Annotated in this window: 18 protein-coding genes; 17 read left to right on the forward strand and 1 reads right to left on the reverse strand. The window is 74.2% G+C overall.

The window, feature by feature from the left end; translation table 11 throughout:
- Positions 1 to 40: 40 nt before the first annotated feature.
- From rpsP to ACSJJR_RS07520, 13 genes are all read left to right on the forward strand, one after another.
- Positions 41 to 496, forward strand: a complete 456-nt coding sequence (gene rpsP, locus ACSJJR_RS07460) for a 30S ribosomal protein S16 (RefSeq protein ID WP_435942945.1) — start codon at positions 41 to 43, stop codon at positions 494 to 496.
- 1 nt (position 497) lies between these two features.
- Positions 498 to 734: an RNA-binding protein gene (locus tag ACSJJR_RS07465; protein WP_003786440.1), complete on the forward strand. Its 237-nt coding sequence runs from the start codon at positions 498 to 500 to the stop codon at positions 732 to 734.
- Positions 735 to 857: 123 nt separating this feature from the next.
- Positions 858 to 1,406 carry a ribosome maturation factor RimM gene (gene rimM / locus ACSJJR_RS07470; protein ID WP_435942946.1) on the forward strand — a complete coding sequence of 183 codons (549 nt, stop codon included), beginning with the start codon at positions 858 to 860 and terminating at the stop codon, positions 1,404 to 1,406.
- Positions 1,407 to 1,489: 83 nt separating this feature from the next.
- On the forward strand, positions 1,490 to 2,977 hold the full coding sequence (gene trmD, locus ACSJJR_RS07475; RefSeq protein WP_435942950.1) for a tRNA (guanosine(37)-N1)-methyltransferase TrmD: 1,488 nt from the start codon (positions 1,490 to 1,492) through the stop codon (positions 2,975 to 2,977).
- Positions 2,941 to 3,657 carry a signal peptidase I gene (gene lepB, locus ACSJJR_RS07480; RefSeq protein ID WP_435942947.1) on the forward strand — a complete coding sequence of 239 codons (717 nt, stop codon included), beginning with the start codon at positions 2,941 to 2,943 and terminating at the stop codon, positions 3,655 to 3,657. The genes trmD and lepB (ACSJJR_RS07480) overlap by 37 nt, the downstream gene beginning before the upstream one ends.
- 294 nt (positions 3,658 to 3,951) lie before the next feature.
- Positions 3,952 to 4,302 (forward strand): 50S ribosomal protein L19, encoded by a 351-nt coding sequence (gene rplS, locus ACSJJR_RS07485; RefSeq protein WP_435942814.1) that lies wholly within the window; start codon positions 3,952 to 3,954, stop codon positions 4,300 to 4,302.
- 126 nt (positions 4,303 to 4,428) lie between these two features.
- Positions 4,429 to 5,376: a signal peptidase I gene (gene lepB, locus ACSJJR_RS07490; RefSeq protein ID WP_435942815.1), complete on the forward strand. Its 948-nt coding sequence runs from the start codon at positions 4,429 to 4,431 to the stop codon at positions 5,374 to 5,376.
- Positions 5,373 to 6,110, forward strand: a complete 738-nt coding sequence (locus ACSJJR_RS07495; protein ID WP_435942816.1) for a ribonuclease HII — start codon at positions 5,373 to 5,375, stop codon at positions 6,108 to 6,110. Before lepB (ACSJJR_RS07490) ends, ACSJJR_RS07495 begins: the two co-directional genes overlap by 4 nt.
- Before the next feature lie 111 nt (positions 6,111 to 6,221).
- Positions 6,222 to 6,527, forward strand: coding sequence for a DUF2469 domain-containing protein (locus tag ACSJJR_RS07500; RefSeq protein WP_435942817.1), 306 nt, complete (start codon positions 6,222 to 6,224; stop codon positions 6,525 to 6,527).
- A gap of 175 nt (positions 6,528 to 6,702) precedes the next feature.
- The gene (locus ACSJJR_RS07505) at positions 6,703 to 7,164 is read left to right on the forward strand and encodes a YraN family protein (protein ID WP_435942818.1); all 462 of its coding nucleotides are present in this window, start codon (positions 6,703 to 6,705) and stop codon (positions 7,162 to 7,164) included.
- Entirely contained in the window at positions 7,161 to 8,732 is a 1,572-nt protein-coding gene (locus ACSJJR_RS07510; protein WP_435942819.1) for a YifB family Mg chelatase-like AAA ATPase, read from the forward strand. The genes ACSJJR_RS07505 and ACSJJR_RS07510 overlap by 4 nt, the downstream gene beginning before the upstream one ends.
- Complete coding sequence (locus ACSJJR_RS07515; RefSeq protein ID WP_435942820.1) at positions 8,729 to 10,027, forward strand: DNA-processing protein DprA; 1,299 nt, start codon at positions 8,729 to 8,731, stop codon at positions 10,025 to 10,027. Before ACSJJR_RS07510 ends, ACSJJR_RS07515 begins: the two co-directional genes overlap by 4 nt.
- 9 nt (positions 10,028 to 10,036) lie before the next feature.
- Positions 10,037 to 11,017 (forward strand): tyrosine recombinase XerC, encoded by a 981-nt coding sequence (locus ACSJJR_RS07520; RefSeq protein ID WP_435942821.1) that lies wholly within the window; start codon positions 10,037 to 10,039, stop codon positions 11,015 to 11,017.
- A gap of 60 nt (positions 11,018 to 11,077) precedes the next feature.
- Here ACSJJR_RS07520 and ACSJJR_RS07525 read toward each other — a convergent pair whose 3' ends face one another.
- Positions 11,078 to 11,683 (reverse strand): M23 family metallopeptidase, encoded by a 606-nt coding sequence (locus ACSJJR_RS07525; RefSeq protein WP_435942822.1) that lies wholly within the window; start codon positions 11,681 to 11,683, stop codon positions 11,078 to 11,080.
- A 566-nt stretch (positions 11,684 to 12,249) separates the two neighbouring features.
- Here ACSJJR_RS07525 and rpsB point away from each other — a divergent pair.
- The 4 genes from rpsB to ACSJJR_RS07545 all read left to right on the forward strand — a co-directional run bounded on the left by rpsB (position 12,250) and on the right by ACSJJR_RS07545 (position 16,378).
- Positions 12,250 to 13,086 carry a 30S ribosomal protein S2 gene (gene rpsB / locus ACSJJR_RS07530; RefSeq protein WP_435942823.1) on the forward strand — a complete coding sequence of 279 codons (837 nt, stop codon included), beginning with the start codon at positions 12,250 to 12,252 and terminating at the stop codon, positions 13,084 to 13,086.
- A 48-nt stretch (positions 13,087 to 13,134) separates the two neighbouring features.
- Positions 13,135 to 13,974, forward strand: a complete 840-nt coding sequence (gene tsf / locus ACSJJR_RS07535) for a translation elongation factor Ts (RefSeq protein WP_435942824.1) — start codon at positions 13,135 to 13,137, stop codon at positions 13,972 to 13,974.
- A gap of 288 nt (positions 13,975 to 14,262) precedes the next feature.
- Positions 14,263 to 14,955: a hypothetical protein gene (locus tag ACSJJR_RS07540; RefSeq protein ID WP_435942825.1), complete on the forward strand. Its 693-nt coding sequence runs from the start codon at positions 14,263 to 14,265 to the stop codon at positions 14,953 to 14,955.
- Entirely contained in the window at positions 14,855 to 16,378 is a 1,524-nt protein-coding gene (locus ACSJJR_RS07545) for a sialidase family protein (RefSeq protein WP_435942826.1), read from the forward strand. Before ACSJJR_RS07540 ends, ACSJJR_RS07545 begins: the two co-directional genes overlap by 101 nt.
- The last annotated feature ends 97 nt before the right edge of the window (positions 16,379 to 16,475 follow it).

Below are 16,475 nucleotides of genomic sequence, written 5' to 3' on the forward strand. Positions count from 1 at the left end.
CGGCGCGGGCCAACCCATCCAGAACCAGGAGTTCCACCAAGTGGCAGTCAAGATTCGCCTCAAGCGCATGGGCAAGAAGTTCCAGCCCTTCTACCGCGTCGTCGTCCTCGACGGCCGCAAGAAGCGGGACGGCCGTGTCATCGAGGAGATCGGTCTGTACGACCCGATGCAGGAGCCCTCGCTCATCCGCATCGACTCCGAGCGCGTGCAGTACTGGCTCGGTGTGGGCGCCCAGCCCTCCGACACCGTCTTCAACCTTCTCAAGATCACCGGCGACTACCAGACCTTCAAGGGTCTGCCGGGTGCCGAGGGCCGGCTCAAGGTCCGCGACGCCGAGGCCGCCGCCACCGCCAAGGCCGACGCCGTCAAGGCCGCCGCCACGGACGCCGAGAAGCGCAAGGCCGCCGCCGCCGAGGCGAAGGCCAAGGCTGAGAAGGAGGCCGCCGAGGCCGCCGCGGCCGAGGAGCCCGCCGAGGCCCCGGCCGAGGAGGCCTGACGTGCTGGCCGACGCGCTCGAGCACCTCGTGCGTGGCATCGTCGACAACCCCGACGACGTCACCGTCACCTCCCGGTCGCTGCGCCGCGGCGACCTGCTGGAGGTGCGCGTCAACCCCGAGGACCTCGGTCGTGTCATCGGCCGCTCCGGACGTACGGCCCGTGCCCTGCGCACGGTCGTCGGAGCGCTCGCCGACTCACCGGTGCGTGTCGACGTCGTTGACACCGACCGCCGCTGACAGGAGCTGGACAAGACCAGAGCCAGTCAGTGCAGCAGGCGCCGTCCGCGTGCGTGCGCCCTGGTGGCCCAGCGCACGCCCCCGACAGCCGTCCCGCCCAGGCGGTCGCGGTAGGTTGAGGCCGTGCTCCTCACCGTCGCCGTCATCGGCCCAGCCCACGCCCTCAAGGGAGAGGTCCGCCTCGACATCCGCACGGACGACCCCGAGGGGCGTCTTGAGCCTGGCACCGTCCTGCCGACCGAGCCCGCCGCCGCCGGCCCCCTGACGGTCGCGCGCCTGCGCTTCGACGGCCAGCGCTGGTACGCGGCCTTCGCCGAGGCCCAGGACCGCACCGCAGCCGAGGCGCTGCGCGGCGTGCACCTGCTGGTTGAGACCGACGGCGAGGACGAGGACGACGACGGCTGGTACGCCCACGAGCTCATCGGGCTGACGGCCGTGCGCCTGGCAGGCGAGGCCTCGGGCGACGGCCCCCAGGTCCTCGGCGTCGTCACCGACCTCGAGCCCGGCGTCGCCCAGGACCGCCTCGTCGTGCGCACCCCGCAGGGCGAGAGCGTCGCCGTGCCTTTCGTTGAGGCGCTGGTGCCCGCACTCGACCTCGAGGCCGGGACCGTGACCCTCGACCCTCCTGGGGGCCTCTTCCCGGGCCTGGGCGAGGCGCAGGAGGTGCGCTGATGGCCGCCGACGTGCCCCAGGCGCCGGCCCCCGCCCAGCCGGCCCCCGACCGGGTGGACGCTCCTGTGACCGCCTCCGGGAGCCTGCGCCTGGACGTCGTGACGATCTTCCCCGACTACCTGCGCGTGCTCGAGCTGTCCCTCATCGGCAAGGCCGCCGGCACCGGCCTCATCGACCTGGCCGTCCACGACCTGCGCCGGTGGGCCCACGACCGCCACCGCACCGTTGACGACACCCCGCTCGGCGGCGGCGCGGGCATGGTCATGCGGCCCGACGTCTGGGGCGAGGCCCTGGACACCGTCCTCGACCTGCCCGCCGAGCGCGCCGCCGCCCGCGAGGCGGCCACCGGCCGCCGCCGCGCCGGGACCCGCCAGGTCCTCGTCGTCCCCACGCCCGCGGGCGAGGTCTTCACCCAGCGCACCGCCGAGGACCTGGCCCACGCGGACCAGGTGGTCTTCGCCTGCGGGCGCTACGAGGGCATCGACGCCCGCGTCCCCGAGCACTACCGCCAGCTCGGCGTCGAGGTGCGCGAGCTGAGCATCGGCGACTACGTCCTCAACGGGGGAGAGGTTGCCGCCCTCGTCATCATCGAGGCCGTCGCCCGCCTGCGCCCCGGAGTCCTGGGCAACCCGGACTCCGTCGTCGAGGAGTCCCACTCGCGCGCCGGCCTGCTGGAGTACCCCGTCCACACCCGTCCGGTGTCCTGGCGCGGGCACGACCTCGCCACGAGCTGGCCCGGCCTGCTGTCGGGCAACCACCCTCGTGTCGCCCGCGAGCGGCGCGAGAGGGCCATCGCCCGCACGGCCGACCGCCGCCCCGACATGGTCGCCCGGCTCGACGCCCAGCACCTCGACGGGAAGGACCGCGCCGCCCTGGCCCACAACGGCTGGGCAGTGCCTCGCGGGGCCGCCCACCCCGTGCCCCTGAGCCTGCGGCGGGCGCTGGCCGAGGACGTGCCCGGCCTCGTCGTGCTCGCCAGGCGCACCTTCCCTGACGCCTGCCCGTCCTTCCTCACGACCGAGCAGGTCACTGAGCACATGGACCGCCACCTCACCGCCGAGCGCCTGGGAGCCTGGCAGGCGGACCCCCGTGTCATCGTCACCCTCGCCTGTCTCACTGAGGACACCCCTGCTGAGGCCGGTCCCGTGCGCGCGGGCGAGCCGGTCGGCTACAGCGTCGTCATCCTGGAGGCCGAGGACGACGCCGGCGCCCTGCCTGCCGGCCTCGACCCCCGGCCCGCGGCCGTCAACGTCCCCCATCGTCCGGCAGGAGGCCCGGGCCTGGCCGCCGAGCTGAGCAAGGTGTACGTCGATGCCCGCCTGCGCGGCTCGGGCCTCGTCGACGTCCTGCTGTCCGAGGCCGTCCGCGGGGCCTGCGCCCTCGGCGTCACCACCCTGTGGCTCGGGACCCACGACGGCAACCGCCGCGCCCACAAGGCCTACCGCCGCAGCGGCTTCGTCAAGGTCGGCACCCGCCGCTACGACGTCGGCGGTCAGAGCTGCCGCGACGTCGTCATGACCCTCAGCCCGGGTGCGTGCGACCCGCAGCAGCCGGTGTGGAGCGGCCGGTGAGCACGAGGAGCGCGCTGGGTCCGCGGGCCGGGCAGGGGCCGCGCCGCCTGATCCGCGTCGTCGGCCCGCCCCTGGCCGTCCTCGCCGTCATCGTCCTTGTGCGCAGCCTCGTCCTGCAGACCTTCGTCATCCCCTCCGCCTCTATGGAGGACACGCTGGTGGCGGGCGACCGCGTGGTGGTGACCCTGTATGACGTCGGTGACCTCGAGCGCGGCGACGTCGTCGTCTTCCATGACCCGGGCGGGTGGCTCACGGTCCCCGAGCCGACCGGGCTGCGCGGCGCGGTCCAGGACCTGCTCGTTGCCCTGAGGGTCCTGCCCGAGGATCCCGGGCACCACCTCATCAAGCGGGTGGTCGGGGTGCCGGGGGACCGTGTGGTGGCGGACGGCTCGGGGACGGTGAGCGTCAACGGGGTGGTCCTGGACGAGGGGTACGTCAAGGAGGGCCGCTCGGCCTCGGACGTGGCCTTCGACGTGGTGGTGCCGGAGGGTTTCGTGTGGGTGATGGGGGACAACCGGTCCAACTCGGCGGACTCGCGCTTCCACCAGGACGACGCGCACGGCGGCTTCGTCCCCGTCAGCGAGGTCGTCGGCGTCGCCAAGGTCGTCGTGTGGCCGCTGGGCAGGCTCGGCACCCTGTCCGGTGGCCGGGAGGCCTTCAGTGCCGTCCCCGCCTCCTGACCGCAGGCTCGCGGGGCGTCGGCTGAGGGCGCTGGCCGGGGGTGCCGGGCGGGGCCGCTGGATGCGTGAGGTCGGGCACGTCGCCATCGAGGGGCTCGCCGCCCCGTGCGGCGCTGTGGCACACTGGCCGGGCCCTCGGGCCTCAGAGCGTCCCTGCCACTGGGGGGACGCCCATCGGGAAGGACCCCAGGGCGCCAGCACACGGCGCAGCCCCCTCAGCCCCGGCTCGGTGGGGGCGCGGCGCCACCGACCGATCGCCCCTGACCAGTGGCACGAGCGTGTGGAGATACTCCTATGAGCAACCTGATCGACGAGATCAACGCCCAGTCGCTTCGAGACGACGTCCCCGCCTTCCGTCCCGGCGACACCCTCAAGGTGCACGTCAAGGTCGTCGAGGGCAGCCGCAGCCGTGTCCAGGTCTTCCAGGGCATCGTCATCGGCCGCCAGGGCGCGGGCGTCGCCGAGACCTTCACCATCCGCAAGGTCTCCTTCGGCGTCGGCGTCGAGCGCACCTTCCCGCTCCACACCCCCTCCATCGAGAAGATCGAGGTCGTCTCCCGCGGTGACGTGCGTCGCGCCAAGCTGTACTACCTGCGCAACCTGCGCGGCAAGGCAGCCAAGATCAAGGAGCGTCGCGAGGACTGAGCCCCGGCTCGCCCCTCAGCTCATCGGCGTCGCCCGGTGCCCCTCCGGGTGCCGGGCGACGCCGCGTCCCAGGCGGGCACCCTCCCGCCGCCGTCCCTCCCGCAGCCCCGATGAGAGGGGGCCCGCATGACGAGCACCAGTGACCGCTCGCGCCACCAGGCCGGTGACACCAGTACCGCCGCCGGGGCCGGCGTCGAGGCCCCCGGCACCACGGGCTCGGCGCCGGCCGACGCGGGGACACCCACCCACGCCCTGCGCACCGCGGACACCCCCGACGCCGCCCCCGACGACCTGCCGGCCCCCACCCTTCCCCCCTCGTACCCGCCCGCGCGGCGGGCCAGGCCGCACGTCAGTGCTGTCCAGGCCCCCGCCCAGGGCCGACGTCGCAGGCGCCCGCGTGTGGCGGCCCTCGTCGCCGTCCTGGCGGTGCTCGTCGTCACGGCCTTCGTCAAGACCTTCGTGGTCCAGTGGTTCGAGATCCCCTCCGCCTCCATGGAGGACACGCTGGTGGCGGGCGACCGCGTGGTGGTGACCCTGTATGACGTCGGTGACCTCGAGCGCGGCGACGTCGTCGTCTTCCGCGACCCCGACCACTGGCTCGACACCCAGGACCCCACCGGGCTGCGCGGCGCGGTCCAGGACCTGCTCATCCTCATGCGCCAGCTTCCCGAGGACACCGGGCACATCCTCATCAAGCGGGTGGTCGGGGTGCCGGGGGACCGTGTGGTGGCGGACGGCTCGGGGACGGTGAGCGTCAACGGGGTGGTCCTGGACGAGGGGTACGTCAAGGAGGGCCGCTCGGCCTCGGACGTGGCCTTCGACGTGGTGGTGCCGGAGGGTTTCGTGTGGGTGATGGGGGACAACCGGTCCAACTCGGCGGACTCGCGCTTCCACCAGGACGACGCGCACGGCGGCTTCGTCCCCATGGAGGACGTCATCGGGGTGGGCGTCGCCGTCGTCTGGCCCGTCTCGAGCTGGAAGGGACTGGGGCAGGGCGCCCGCGCCTTCGACCTCGTGCCCGAGCCCGGACAGGCCCCGGCCCCTGCGCAGCCGGCCCCCGAGGAGGGCGCGTGAGCGCCCCGCACCTGCTGCCGGACCGTGTCCTGGAGCTCGAGGAGCTGGCGCGTCACAGCCTGGTGGGAGGCATGGACGAGGTGGGACGCGGCTCGCTCGCCGGCCCGGTCACCGTCGGCCTCGCCGTCGTCTCGCGCAGCACCCCGGACGCCTTCCCACAGGGCCTTGCCGACTCCAAGCAGCTGACCGCCCGCCGCCGTGAGGCCCTGGCCGGACCCTGCCGACGCTGGGTGCTGGACTGGGCGGTCGCCTCCTCCAGCCCCGCCGAGATCGACGCCCTGGGGATCGTTGGTGCCCTGCGCCTGGCTGGAAGGCGTGCCCTGGACGAGGCCGCCCGCCGCGGACACGCGCCCGGCCTCGTCATCCTCGACGGCACCTCGGACTGGCTCAGCCCGCCACAGGCGGACCTGCTCGGCACCCTGCCTGACGTCGGGCTGGGCGGGCAGGTCCCGGGGCTCGGCGCGGGGGCCCGGCTGCGTGTGGCTGTGCCGGCCGTGCGCACACAGGTCAAGGGCGACGCCCGCTGCGCCGTCGTCGCAGCGGCCTCCGTCCTGGCCAAGGTGCACCGTGACACGCTGATGAGCGCCCTCGAGGACCCCGGCTACGGCTGGGCCTCCAACAAGGGCTACGCCAGCGCCGCCCACGTCGCCGCCCTCGCCCGGCTGGGGGCCAGTGAGCAGCACCGGCGCAGCTGGCACCTGCCGGGACTGGGGCGCCCGGGCCCGCGCGGCTGACAGGCGCGGTGCGGCCGGGGCGCGGACCGCGGCCGGGACGTGTCCAGGCCCTCCCGACGCGCCCGGCGGGCGCCGTGGGCCCGTGCGCCCGGCGTGCGGCATGATGGCCCGGTGAGCGCTGAGGACCTTGAGGCATACGAGAACGACCTGGAGCTCGAGCTCTACCGCGAGTACCGGGACGTCGTCTCGCTCTTCGCCTACGTCGTCGAGACGGACCGGCGCTTCTACCTGGCCAACTCCGTGGACGTCCAGGTGCGCACCAACGGCGGGGAGGTGTTCTTCGAGCTCACCCTGGAGGACGCCTGGGTGTGGGACATCTACCGTGCCTCGCGCTTCGTCAAGTCCGTGCACGTCGTCACCTTCAAGGACGTCAACGTCGAGGAGCTGACCAAGCCCGAGATGGAGATCCCCGCCTGAGACCGGCACCGCACTGAGGCGCGTCCGGGCGCCGCACGCACCCGCTGACGGCGGGGCGGCCGGGCTCCACAGGCTCGGGCCGTGACGGGTGCCGACGCGGCTGTCCACAGCACGGCTGCCGCTGCCTCGCCCCGCGGCACCACCCTGACCCACGCTGGGGGCGGAGGTGGTCAGCATGACGGTGAGCACGGTGCCGGTGAGGGACGGTGGCACGGTTGCCGGCCCGGCGCTCGCGCCGCGCAGGGCGCAGGACGCGCGCACCGGCCGGCTCGGGGAGCAGATCGCGGCCCGCTACCTGCGCGACCGGGGCTGGCGGCTCCTGGGGCGCAACTGGCGGCCCGGCCCCGGCTCCGGCCTGCGCGGTGAGCTCGACCTCGTGGCCCTCGAGCCCGGCAGCGGGCACGACGCCGTCCTCGTCGCCCTCGAGGTCAAGACCCGTCGCGGCCTCGCCGTCGGCACCCCCGCTGGGGCCGTGACCCCCACCAAGCTCGCCCACCTGCGCGCCCTGGCCGGACGCTGGGCCGAGACCCACCGCCCGCCCGGCACCGCACCTGGGCTGAGGATCGACGTCGTCAGCGTCCTGCTGCGTGCGGGCGCCCCGGCCCAGCTGCGCCACCACCGTGGGGTGACGCTGTGAGCGGCCTCGCCCGGACCCTGGCCGTCACCCTCACCGGCCTGGAGGGCCATCTCGTTGACGTCGAGGCGCACGCTGCCGGGGGACTGCCCTCCTTCACCCTCGTCGGCCTGCCCGACGCCGCCGTGCGCGAGTCGCGCGAGCGCGTGCGCGCTGCCCTGTCCACCTGCGGCACCTCCTGGGGGGAGAAGCGCCTGACCGTCAACCTCTCCCCGGCGGACCTGCCCAAGAGCGGCACCGGATTCGACGTCAGCCTCGCCCTCGCCGTCCTCGCCGCCCGGGGCGACCTGCCCGCCCGGTCCCTGCCGGTCCTGGCCCGCACCCTCTTCATCGGAGAGCTCGGCCTGGACGCCTCCATCCGGCCCGTGCGCGGGATCCTCCCCGCCGTCAGGGCCGCAGCCGGCGCCGGGGTGAGCAGGGTCGTCGTCCCCTCCGGCTGCGTGGCCGAGGCCCGGCTCGTGCCCGGAGCCCGGGTCATCGAGGCGCGGCACCTGGCCAGCCTCATCACCGCCCTGGGTGGGCACCTTCCCGCACAGGTCCTGGCCCTGGCCGAGGCCACCGAGCCGCGCGGCGCCGTCATCACCGGGCCCGCTGCCACGCCGGGGTCCGGGGCGGACCTCGCCGACGTCGTCGGGCAGGAGGAGGCGCGCCACGCGCTCGAGGTCGCCGCTGCCGGCGGCCACCACCTGCTCCTGGTCGGGCCGCCCGGCGCGGGCAAGACGATGCTGGCCGAGCGCCTGCCCTCGATCCTGCCCAGCCTGACCGACGACGACGCCGTGACCGTGACCTCCCTGCACTCGGTGGCCGGGGCCTTCGACCCCGAGCACGGGCTCATCCGCACCCCGCCCCTGCGCGCCCCGCACCACACGGCCACGCGCGCCGCCGTCATCGGCGGAGGCTCCGGCCTGCCCCGTCCCGGGGACGTCTCGCTCGCCCACCGGGGCGTGCTCCTGCTCGACGAGGCCCCCGAGTTCCCCTCCGGCGTCCTCGACTGCCTGCGCCAGCCGCTGGAGTCCGGCCGCGTCACCATCGACCGTGCGCTCGGGCGCGCGACCTACCCGGCGGCCTTCCAGCTCGTCCTGGCCGCCAACCCCTGCCCCTGCGGCCAGGGCTCGGGGCGGGCCCTGGGGTGCACGTGCAGCTCCCTGCAGCGCAGACGCTACTTCTCACGCCTGTCCGGGCCGCTGCTGGACCGGGTCGATATCCGGCTCGAGGTCGGGCCCGTCACCGCGCAGGACCTGGCAGCAGGGGGCGCGGGAGAGGCCAGTGCCGACGTCGCCGCCCGCGTCCTCCAGGCCAGAGGCCGCGCCGCCCACCGCCTGGAGGGCACGCCCTGGCGGCTCATGGGGGAGGTCGCGGGCTCGTGGGTGCGTGAGCGCACCACAGCCGAGGACCCACGGCTCGTCCTGCCCCTCATGGACGCCCTTGACCGCGGTGACCTCAGCCTGCGCGGGGTCGACCGGGTCCTGCGCCTGGCCTGGACGCTTGCCGACCTCGCCGGTGAGCAGCGTCCCGGTGCGGCCGAGCTGGGCACCGCCCTGTCCCTGCGAACGAGAGGAGCCCGCCCATGAGCCTGAGCCTGCCCTTCGACCACCACGACCGTGTGCTGGCCGCAGCCGCCTGGTCCCGCCTGGCCGAGCCCGCGGACCGCGCCGCCAGCGCCCTGGTGGGGGCGCTGGGTCCTGGGCCGGCGCTCACCTGGCTGCTGGAGGAGGCCCATGACGCCGTCGGCGCTCTGCGCGCCGACCCCCGTCCGCCGCGTCCCCTGCGCGCACAGGCGGGCGGCGCAGGCGCGAGCGCCGCCTGGGCGCGTGCCGCCGCCCGCTGGGCACCTCGACTCGCCGGGCTCGAGCCCCGGCGCGACCTCGACCTGCTCGAGCGCCTGGGCGGAAGCCTTGTCCTGCCGGGGGACCCGTGGTGGCCCGCAGGCCTGGACGAGCTCGAGCAGCCTCCCTTCTGCTTGTGGGTGCGCGGCGACCCCGCCCTCCTGGCGCGCCGCGACAGTGGGCCGCCCGCCCCACAGGGCGCAGCAGCAGGGACCGCGGCGCCCGGGCGGCAGGACCGTGTGCCTGCCGGGCCGGGCAGCGGGCTCGCCCTGGCCCTGGTCGGCTCGCGGTCCTCAACCCGCTACGGGGAGCAGGTCGCACGCGGGATGGCCAGGGACGTGGCGCGGGCCGGGGCCGTCGTCGTCTCCGGGGGCGCCTTCGGCATCGACGCCTGCGCCCACGCCGGCGCCCTGCGAGGTGGCCGGACCGTGAGCGTGTGCGCCGGAGGCGTTGACCGCCTCTACCCGGCCGGCAACACCCGGCTGCTTCAGGAGGTCCTGGGCTCCGGGGCGCTGGTTGCCGAGGTCCCTCCCGGCTGCCAGCCGGCCAGGCACCGTTTCCTGTCACGCAACCGTCTCATCGCCGCCATGACCGACGCCACCGTCGTCGTCGAGGCCGCCTGGCGCTCAGGGGCCCTGTCCACCGCCCGGCACGCGCGCGACCTCGGCCGCCCTCTTGGGGCGGTGCCGGGGCCCGTGCTCTCACGCGAGTCCGTGGGCTGCCACCGGTTGCTGCGCGAGGGGGCGGTGTGCGTCACCGACGCCGACGACGCCCTCGAGCTCATCACCCCGGTGGGGACCATGGACCCGGACGGCGCGCGCTCGCGGGCCAGCGACAGCGGGCCCGCGAGCCTGCTGGACGGCCTCGAGCCGACCGCCGCCGCCGTCCTGGACGCCATGCCCGTGCGTGCCGCGGCCGAGGCCTCCGGGATCGCCCGGGCCGCGGGGCTCAGCGAGCGGGAGGTGCGCAGCGCTCTGGGACTGCTCGAGCTGGCGGGCCGGGTGCACCGTGATGGAGGGCGCTGGCGGCGGAGCACCTAGCCTGGGGTCATGACTCAGCAGGCACCGCTCACCCGGGGAGAGCTCCTTGACGCCTGGTTCCGCCACCTCACCCACCGGCGGGGCCTGAGCGAGCACACGGTGCGCGCCTACACCGGTGACCTGGAGGATCTGCTCACCTTCCTCGGTGCCGGGCCGCAGCAGAGCGCGCCCGTCACCGATGCCCTGGCCGGGCTCGACCTGGCGGGGCTGCGCGCCTGGCTCGCCTGCCTGGACGCCTCGGGCTGCTCACGGGCCACCATCGCGCGCCGAAGCGCTGCCATCCGCACCTTCTCCTCCTGGGCCGCACGTGAGGCGCTGACCTCCTCTAACGTCGCCGCCCGTCTGCGCTCGCCGCGCGCCGACAACCGCCTGCCCAACGTGCTCACCCCCGCCCAGGCCCGGGCCCTGCTCGATGCGGCGGCGCAGGAGGCCGAGCAGGCCCGCGAGCACGCCGAGGCCGCCGGTACTCGCAGCGCCGAGCGGGAGTGGGCGACCTCGCTGCGCGACGCCGCCATGCTCGAGGTGCTGTACGCCACCGGGGTCCGGGTCTCCGAGCTGTGCGGGCTCGACCTACCCGACGCCAACCGCCGTGAGCGCACGCTCACGGTGCTCGGCAAGGGCGGCAAGGAGCGCGTCGTGCCCTACGGAACCCCGGCCGCCCGGGCGCTGGAGGCGTGGCTGGCCCAGCGCAGGGTGCTTGTCTCACCGCGCTCGGGCGACGCCCTGTTCGTGGGGGCGCGGGGCGGGCGCGTGGACCCGCGGGCCGTGCGCGGGCTCGTGCACCGCATGGCAGCGCGTGCGGGGGCGCCGGACCTGGGCCCCCACGGGCTGCGCCACAGCGCCGCCACGCACGTGCTGAGCGGCGGAGCGGACCTGCGCAGCGTCCAGGAGCTGCTCGGCCACTCCTCACTGGCCACGACCCAGCGCTACACGCACGTGACCCCCGAGCGGCTTCGCGCCGTCTACGACCAGGCCTTCCCCCGCGCGTGAGCGGCCGGCGCCCGCTCGGAGGCGGCGTCCCGCGCCCGCGGGCCTCAGCACGGGGCAGGCTCACGGCCCCGGCCGGCGACCGAGGGGCTTGAGGCGGATGACCGGAGGCTCCAGCAGCCGCAGTGGGTTGACATAGCTCTTGGGCCCGGTGCGCGCGCCCCAGTGGAGCGCGTCGGCGCCGTCCGGGCGGTGCCCGGCCACGAGCAGGCCGATGACCTGGCCCGCCTCGACCCGGTCCCCGGCTCCGACCACCGGCTCCACGGGCTCGTAGGTGGTGCGGACACCACCCTCGTGGTCGATGGACACGAGCGGACGCCCCGCGACGCTCCCCGCGAAGGCCACGGTCCCAGCACCTGCGGCGAGGACGGGCGATCCGGCGGGCAGTGCCAGGTCAACGCCGCGGTGCCCGGCTCCCCAGGCCTGGGCCGGCGGGGTGAAGCCCTCGAGAACCGGGGCAGGCTCCCCGGTGGGCCACTGCCAGCTGTGCGCCGGCGCGACGCGGCCTGCGCCGGGACCGTGGGGCGGGCTCTCGTGGACCGCGGCCCCTGCTCTCGTCGGCGCCCCGGCGCCGAGCACGAGGCCGGCCAGGAGCAGGCAGGCCACGAGCCTGCGCAGCGCGGTGGCCGCACGTGCCGGGACGGAGGCGGCGGGCGGAGAGGTACTCATGACTCCAGGGTGCCGACGTCGGCACGGCGCGCCAGCCTGAGCGGCACGCTCCTGTGGACCGCGCGGCATGAGGATGGTGCGGCGCCTGCCTGTGGAGCCCGGCGGCCCCGGGCAGGCGGCGGCGCAGCTGCGCCGAGGTGACGCGCACGACACCGGTGACAGGGACCTTTGGGCGTCCCGGCGCGGAAAGGTCCTCGTGGCCCGTGATAGTGTCGCCGACGCAGTCTGTGCGGGACCTCCCGCACCGGGCTGACATCGCGTGCCCGCGCCCGCGAGCCCGCCCCACCTGACGGCCCTGCCGCCAGGTGCCCGGAGGGTGAGTGGGATCGTCCTTTCGGACGCCACGGCCGAGGTCCCGCAGCCCGTCTGCGGGTGGCCGGGCGTCGCGGGCACCAGGCCCCGTCCGCAGCCTCTTGGCCGCGGAGCCCGGACCGCTCGCGCGGCTCGAGGTCAACGGGGGACAACCACTCACGGGACGCCGTCGGAGCGCCGCAGGGGCGCAGCCCGGCCCGTCCCCCTCACTGCGCGTGCGGGGCACCCTCCCCGCCCGCGTCGAAAGGACCGTCATGGCCATCGTCACCATGCGTCAGCTCCTCGAGTCCGGCGTCCACTTCGGCCACCAGACCCGCCGCTGGAACCCCAAGATGAAGCGCTTCATCCTCACCGAGCGCAACGGCATCTACGTCATCGACCTCGCCAAGAGCGTCGAGGGCATCAACGTCGCCTACGACTTCGTCAAGGAGACCGTCGCCCGCGGCGGCAACATCCTGTTCGTCGGCACCAAGAAGCAGGCCCAGGCCGCCGTCGCCGAGCAGGCCCAGCGCGTGGGCATGCCCTTCGTCAACCAGCGCTGGCTGGGCGGCATGCTCACCAACTTCTCCACCGTGCGCGCCCGCCTGGACCGTATGAAGGAGCTCGAGCAGATCGACTTCGACGACGTGGCCGGCTCCGGCCGCACGAAGAAGGAGCTGCTCATGATGCGCCGTGAGAAGGACAAGCTCACCAAGACCCTCGGTGGCATCCGCGACATGTCCAAGCTGCCCTCCGCCATCTGGGTCGTGGACACCAAGAAGGAGCACCTGGCGATCGCCGAGGCCCAGAAGCTGGGCATCCCGGTCATCGCCATCCTCGACACCAACTGCGACCCCGACGAGGTCACCTACGGCGTCCCCGGCAACGACGACGCCATCCGCGCCGTCGAGCTGCTCACCCGCGTCGTCGCCGACGGCGTCGCCGACGGTCTCGTGTCCCGCTCCGCCGGGCGCGCCCGCACGGGCGAGGAGGCCGAGGTCCCCGCCGCCGACGCCGAGCCGCTGCCCGAGTGGGAGGCCGAGCTCCTCGCCGGCACCGAGGCCGCTCAGGCGCCCGCGGCCGAGGACGGCGAGGCCTCCGAGCAGGCCTGAGCCCTCCACCGACCACCACCGCTAGCACAGCTTCCAAGGAGAACATCCATGGCGAACTACACCACCGCCGACATCAAGGCCCTGCGTGAGCAGACCGGCGCCGGCATGATGGACGTCAAGAAGGCGCTCGACGAGGCCGAGGGCAACCTTGACAAGGCCGTCGAGATCATCCGCGTCAAGGGCCTCAAGGGCATCGCCAAGCGTGAGGGCCGCGCGACCGGCGCCGGCCTCATCGCTGCCCAGGTCATCGACACGGCCGAGGGCCAGGTCGGCATCCTCGTCGAGACCAACGCCGAGACCGACTTCGTCGTCAAGAACGAGAAGTTCATCGACTTCTCCAACAAGGTCCTCGCGGCCGCCGTCGCCTCCGGGGCCGGCAGCGCCGAGGCCCTGGCCCAGGTCGAGGTCGAGGGCGAGACCGTCCAGGCCCTCACCGACGGCATGCAGGCCGTCATCGGCGAGAAGATCGTCGTCTCGCGCGTGGCCCGGCTCGCCGCGCCGAAGGTGGACCTCTACCTCCACCGCACCAACCCGGACCTGCCCGCGCAGGTGGCCGTCCTCGTCGGCACGGACGACAAGGCCGCCGAGGTCGCCCACGACGTCGCGATGCACATCGCCGCCTACTCCCCGACCTACCTCACCCGGGACGAGGTCCCGGCGGAGGTCGTTGAGAAGGAGCGTGCCATCGCCGAGGAGACCACCCGCGCCGAGGGCAAGCCCGACAAGGCTATCGCCAAGATCGTCGAGGGGCGCCTGGGCGGCTTCTTCAAGGAGATCTGCCTGACCGAGCAGGCCTTCGCCAAGGACCCCAAGACCACGGTCGGCAAGGTCGTGGCGGCCACCGGTGGCGAGGTCACCGGCTTCGTGCGCCTGCGCGTGGGCGCCTGACACCTGTCAACAGGACGTTCCCGCCGTGCCCGAGGGCGCGGTGGGGGACGTGGACGGCCGGGGGCCGGGTAGTGCTGTCTACCTGGCCCCCGGCCGTCGTCCTGTGCCGACGCGGGCCTTGTCCAGCCCGCCCGGCAGCCGCCGGTCCCGGCCGCTGCCCGGAGGCCCCTCGGGGCGGCGCAGCCGCCACCGAGGCGCTGTGACGCCCTCCGACACACACTTGAACTCTGATGTCAGATGTATGATGATCCGGGCGTGGCTCAACGACGAACCACATCCCTTCTGACCATGTTCGCCGCGCTGGCGCTGTGTCTTCCCGCAGCGCTCGTGCCCTCCCTGAAGGCTCACGCCGAGACCTTTGATCTGGCGACGATCGACCTTGCCCTGGCCGGGGTGCCTGCCAACGGCACGTCCTGGGTCGAGGGGGAGCAGGTCCCGCTGGACATCACCATCACCAACACCTCCGACCAGAACCTCGGTTTCCGCCCCTCCGACGCCAACCTCACGGGTCACGAGGCCTGCCGCTGGCACTGGATGGCGCCCAACAGCCCTCAGACCTGCAGTGGCCGGGCGCGTTATACCGTCACCGCCGAGGACGTCGCCTCGGGCACCCTCAAGCCCTCGGTGGCCTACGAGGCATTCCGCATCCGCGGCTACCAGGGCGATGAGGAGCTCGTCGGCACCGTCACCACCGAGCTACCCGTTGTCTACCAGCAGGACCCCAACGACCCCGGCGCTCCCGTCCTGACGGCCAAGGTCGAGGCCCTCACCCCGGCCCCCGCCGACGGCTACGGCCTTGGGCAGGTCATCGACCACCGACTGACCGTGACCAACACATCCACGAGCGCCCGCTCCGCCTTCGTCAGCGCAACGAACCTCGATGGCACCGCCAACTGCCGTTGGCGCAACATCGCGCCCCACCACGCGTTCGGGCGCCTACCACATCCGCATTCCCGCCATCGCTGTGGCCTCCAACGGTGACCTGCTCGCCGCGTACGACCGCCGCCCGATGGACGGCGGGGCCGGCGGCGGCGACTCGCCGAACGCCAACTGGATCGTCCAGCGCCGCTCCACCGACGGTGGCCGCACCTGGCAGCCGGAGACGGTCATCGCCCAGGGAGACACCGCTGCCGCGACCCGCCTGGGCTTCTCCGACCCCTCCTACGTCGTGGACGCCACGACGGGCACCATCTTCAACTTCCACGTCCAGAGCTTCGACTCCGGCGTCTTCGCCAACAACCCGGCCTACACCCGCGGCGCCGACGGACGCATCGACGAGACCGACCGGCACACGATGAACCTGGGCCTGTCCGTCTCCACCGACAACGGCCACACCTGGAGCCAGCGGGTGGTCACCGCCCAGGCCCTGCACGACAAGACGGACCTGCGCTCGTGCTTCGCGACCTCCGGCGCCGGCATCCAGAAGAAGCAGGCCCCCCACGCGGGCCGGCTGGTACAGCAGATCGCCTGCGTGCGCACTGACGGACGGGTCGTGGCCATGTCCATGTACTCCGACGACCACGGCCAGAGCTGGGCCACCGGTGCCTACACCCCCACCGACCGCGGCGTTGGCGAGGCCCCGTGGCGCTTTGACGAGAACAAGGTCGTCGAGCTCTCCGACGGCCGTCTTATGCTCAACTCGCGCACACCCAAGAGCGCGCCGGGTGGCGGCCACCGCATCATCTCCGTCTCCGACGACGGCGGGGCGACCTGGGGCCAGCCCTATGTCGAGACCCAGCTCATCGACTCCGGCAACAACGCCCAGATCATCCGCGCCTACCCCAACGCCGTCCCCGGATCCGCGCGCTCACGCGTCCTGCTGTACTCCGGTGCCTTCAACGCCAGCGCCAGGACGAACGGCACCGTGCTCGCCTCCTGCGACGACGGCCAGACCTGGAGCCACAAGCGCGAGCTCATTGTCGCCGGCACCGCGGCCCAGAGCCTGACCGACGGCCAGGATGAGGCCGCCATTGACGTGAGCACCAGCGGCGGGGACCCGGCGCTGGAGGACACGGTCACCGTCACCGGCCTGCCCGCTGGCCTGGCCTACGACCCCCAGACCCGCACCATCAGCGGCCGTGAGGCGGCGGGCATCACGGAGCAGAAGGACTACCAGGTCACCGTGAGCGTCATCGAGGAGGAGGACGGCACCGGGCTGGACGCCCGCACGGCCACCACCACCTTCACCCTGACGCTGAAGCCCAACCCGGCACCCACCCCGACCGCGAGCCCGACCGACGACACGACCGCAGGCCCGACCGCGGCGCCGTCCCAGCCGAGCGCCCAGTCGAGCCGGGGCCACAGCCTCGCCCGCACGGGCGCCGCAACCGTGGCGCTGCTCACCGCCGCCGGAGCCCTGGGCGCAGGAGGCCTTCTGCTGCGCCGCCGCGCCGAGCGCTCCTGAGCCGACAGGCCACACCGAGGGCCGCTGCCACCAGCCACGTCCTGTGGCCGGGGCAGCGGCCCTCGTGCATGTGGACGCGCCTGCTGGCGCGGCGCCC

The organism is Actinomyces sp. W5033 (genome assembly GCF_051303165.1).

Excerpts from the sequence above, each read along its gene's own strand:
- rplS (WP_435942814.1), top strand. The coding sequence starts at position 3,952 with ATGAGCAACCTGATCGACGAGATCAACGCCCAGTCGCTTCGAGACGAC.
- lepB (WP_435942815.1), top strand. The coding sequence starts at position 4,429 with ATGACGAGCACCAGTGACCGCTCGCGCCACCAGGCCGGTGACACCAGT.
- ACSJJR_RS07505 (WP_435942818.1), top strand. The coding sequence starts at position 6,703 with ATGACGGTGAGCACGGTGCCGGTGAGGGACGGTGGCACGGTTGCCGGC.
- ACSJJR_RS07515 (WP_435942820.1), top strand. The coding sequence starts at position 8,729 with ATGAGCCTGAGCCTGCCCTTCGACCACCACGACCGTGTGCTGGCCGCA.
- ACSJJR_RS07520 (WP_435942821.1), top strand. The coding sequence starts at position 10,037 with ATGACTCAGCAGGCACCGCTCACCCGGGGAGAGCTCCTTGACGCCTGG.
- ACSJJR_RS07525 (WP_435942822.1), bottom strand. The coding sequence starts at position 11,683 with ATGAGTACCTCTCCGCCCGCCGCCTCCGTCCCGGCACGTGCGGCCACC.
- rpsB (WP_435942823.1), top strand. The coding sequence starts at position 12,250 with ATGGCCATCGTCACCATGCGTCAGCTCCTCGAGTCCGGCGTCCACTTC.
- tsf (WP_435942824.1), top strand. The coding sequence starts at position 13,135 with ATGGCGAACTACACCACCGCCGACATCAAGGCCCTGCGTGAGCAGACC.
- ACSJJR_RS07540 (WP_435942825.1), top strand. The coding sequence starts at position 14,263 with ATGTTCGCCGCGCTGGCGCTGTGTCTTCCCGCAGCGCTCGTGCCCTCC.
- ACSJJR_RS07545 (WP_435942826.1), top strand. The coding sequence starts at position 14,855 with ATGGCACCGCCAACTGCCGTTGGCGCAACATCGCGCCCCACCACGCGT.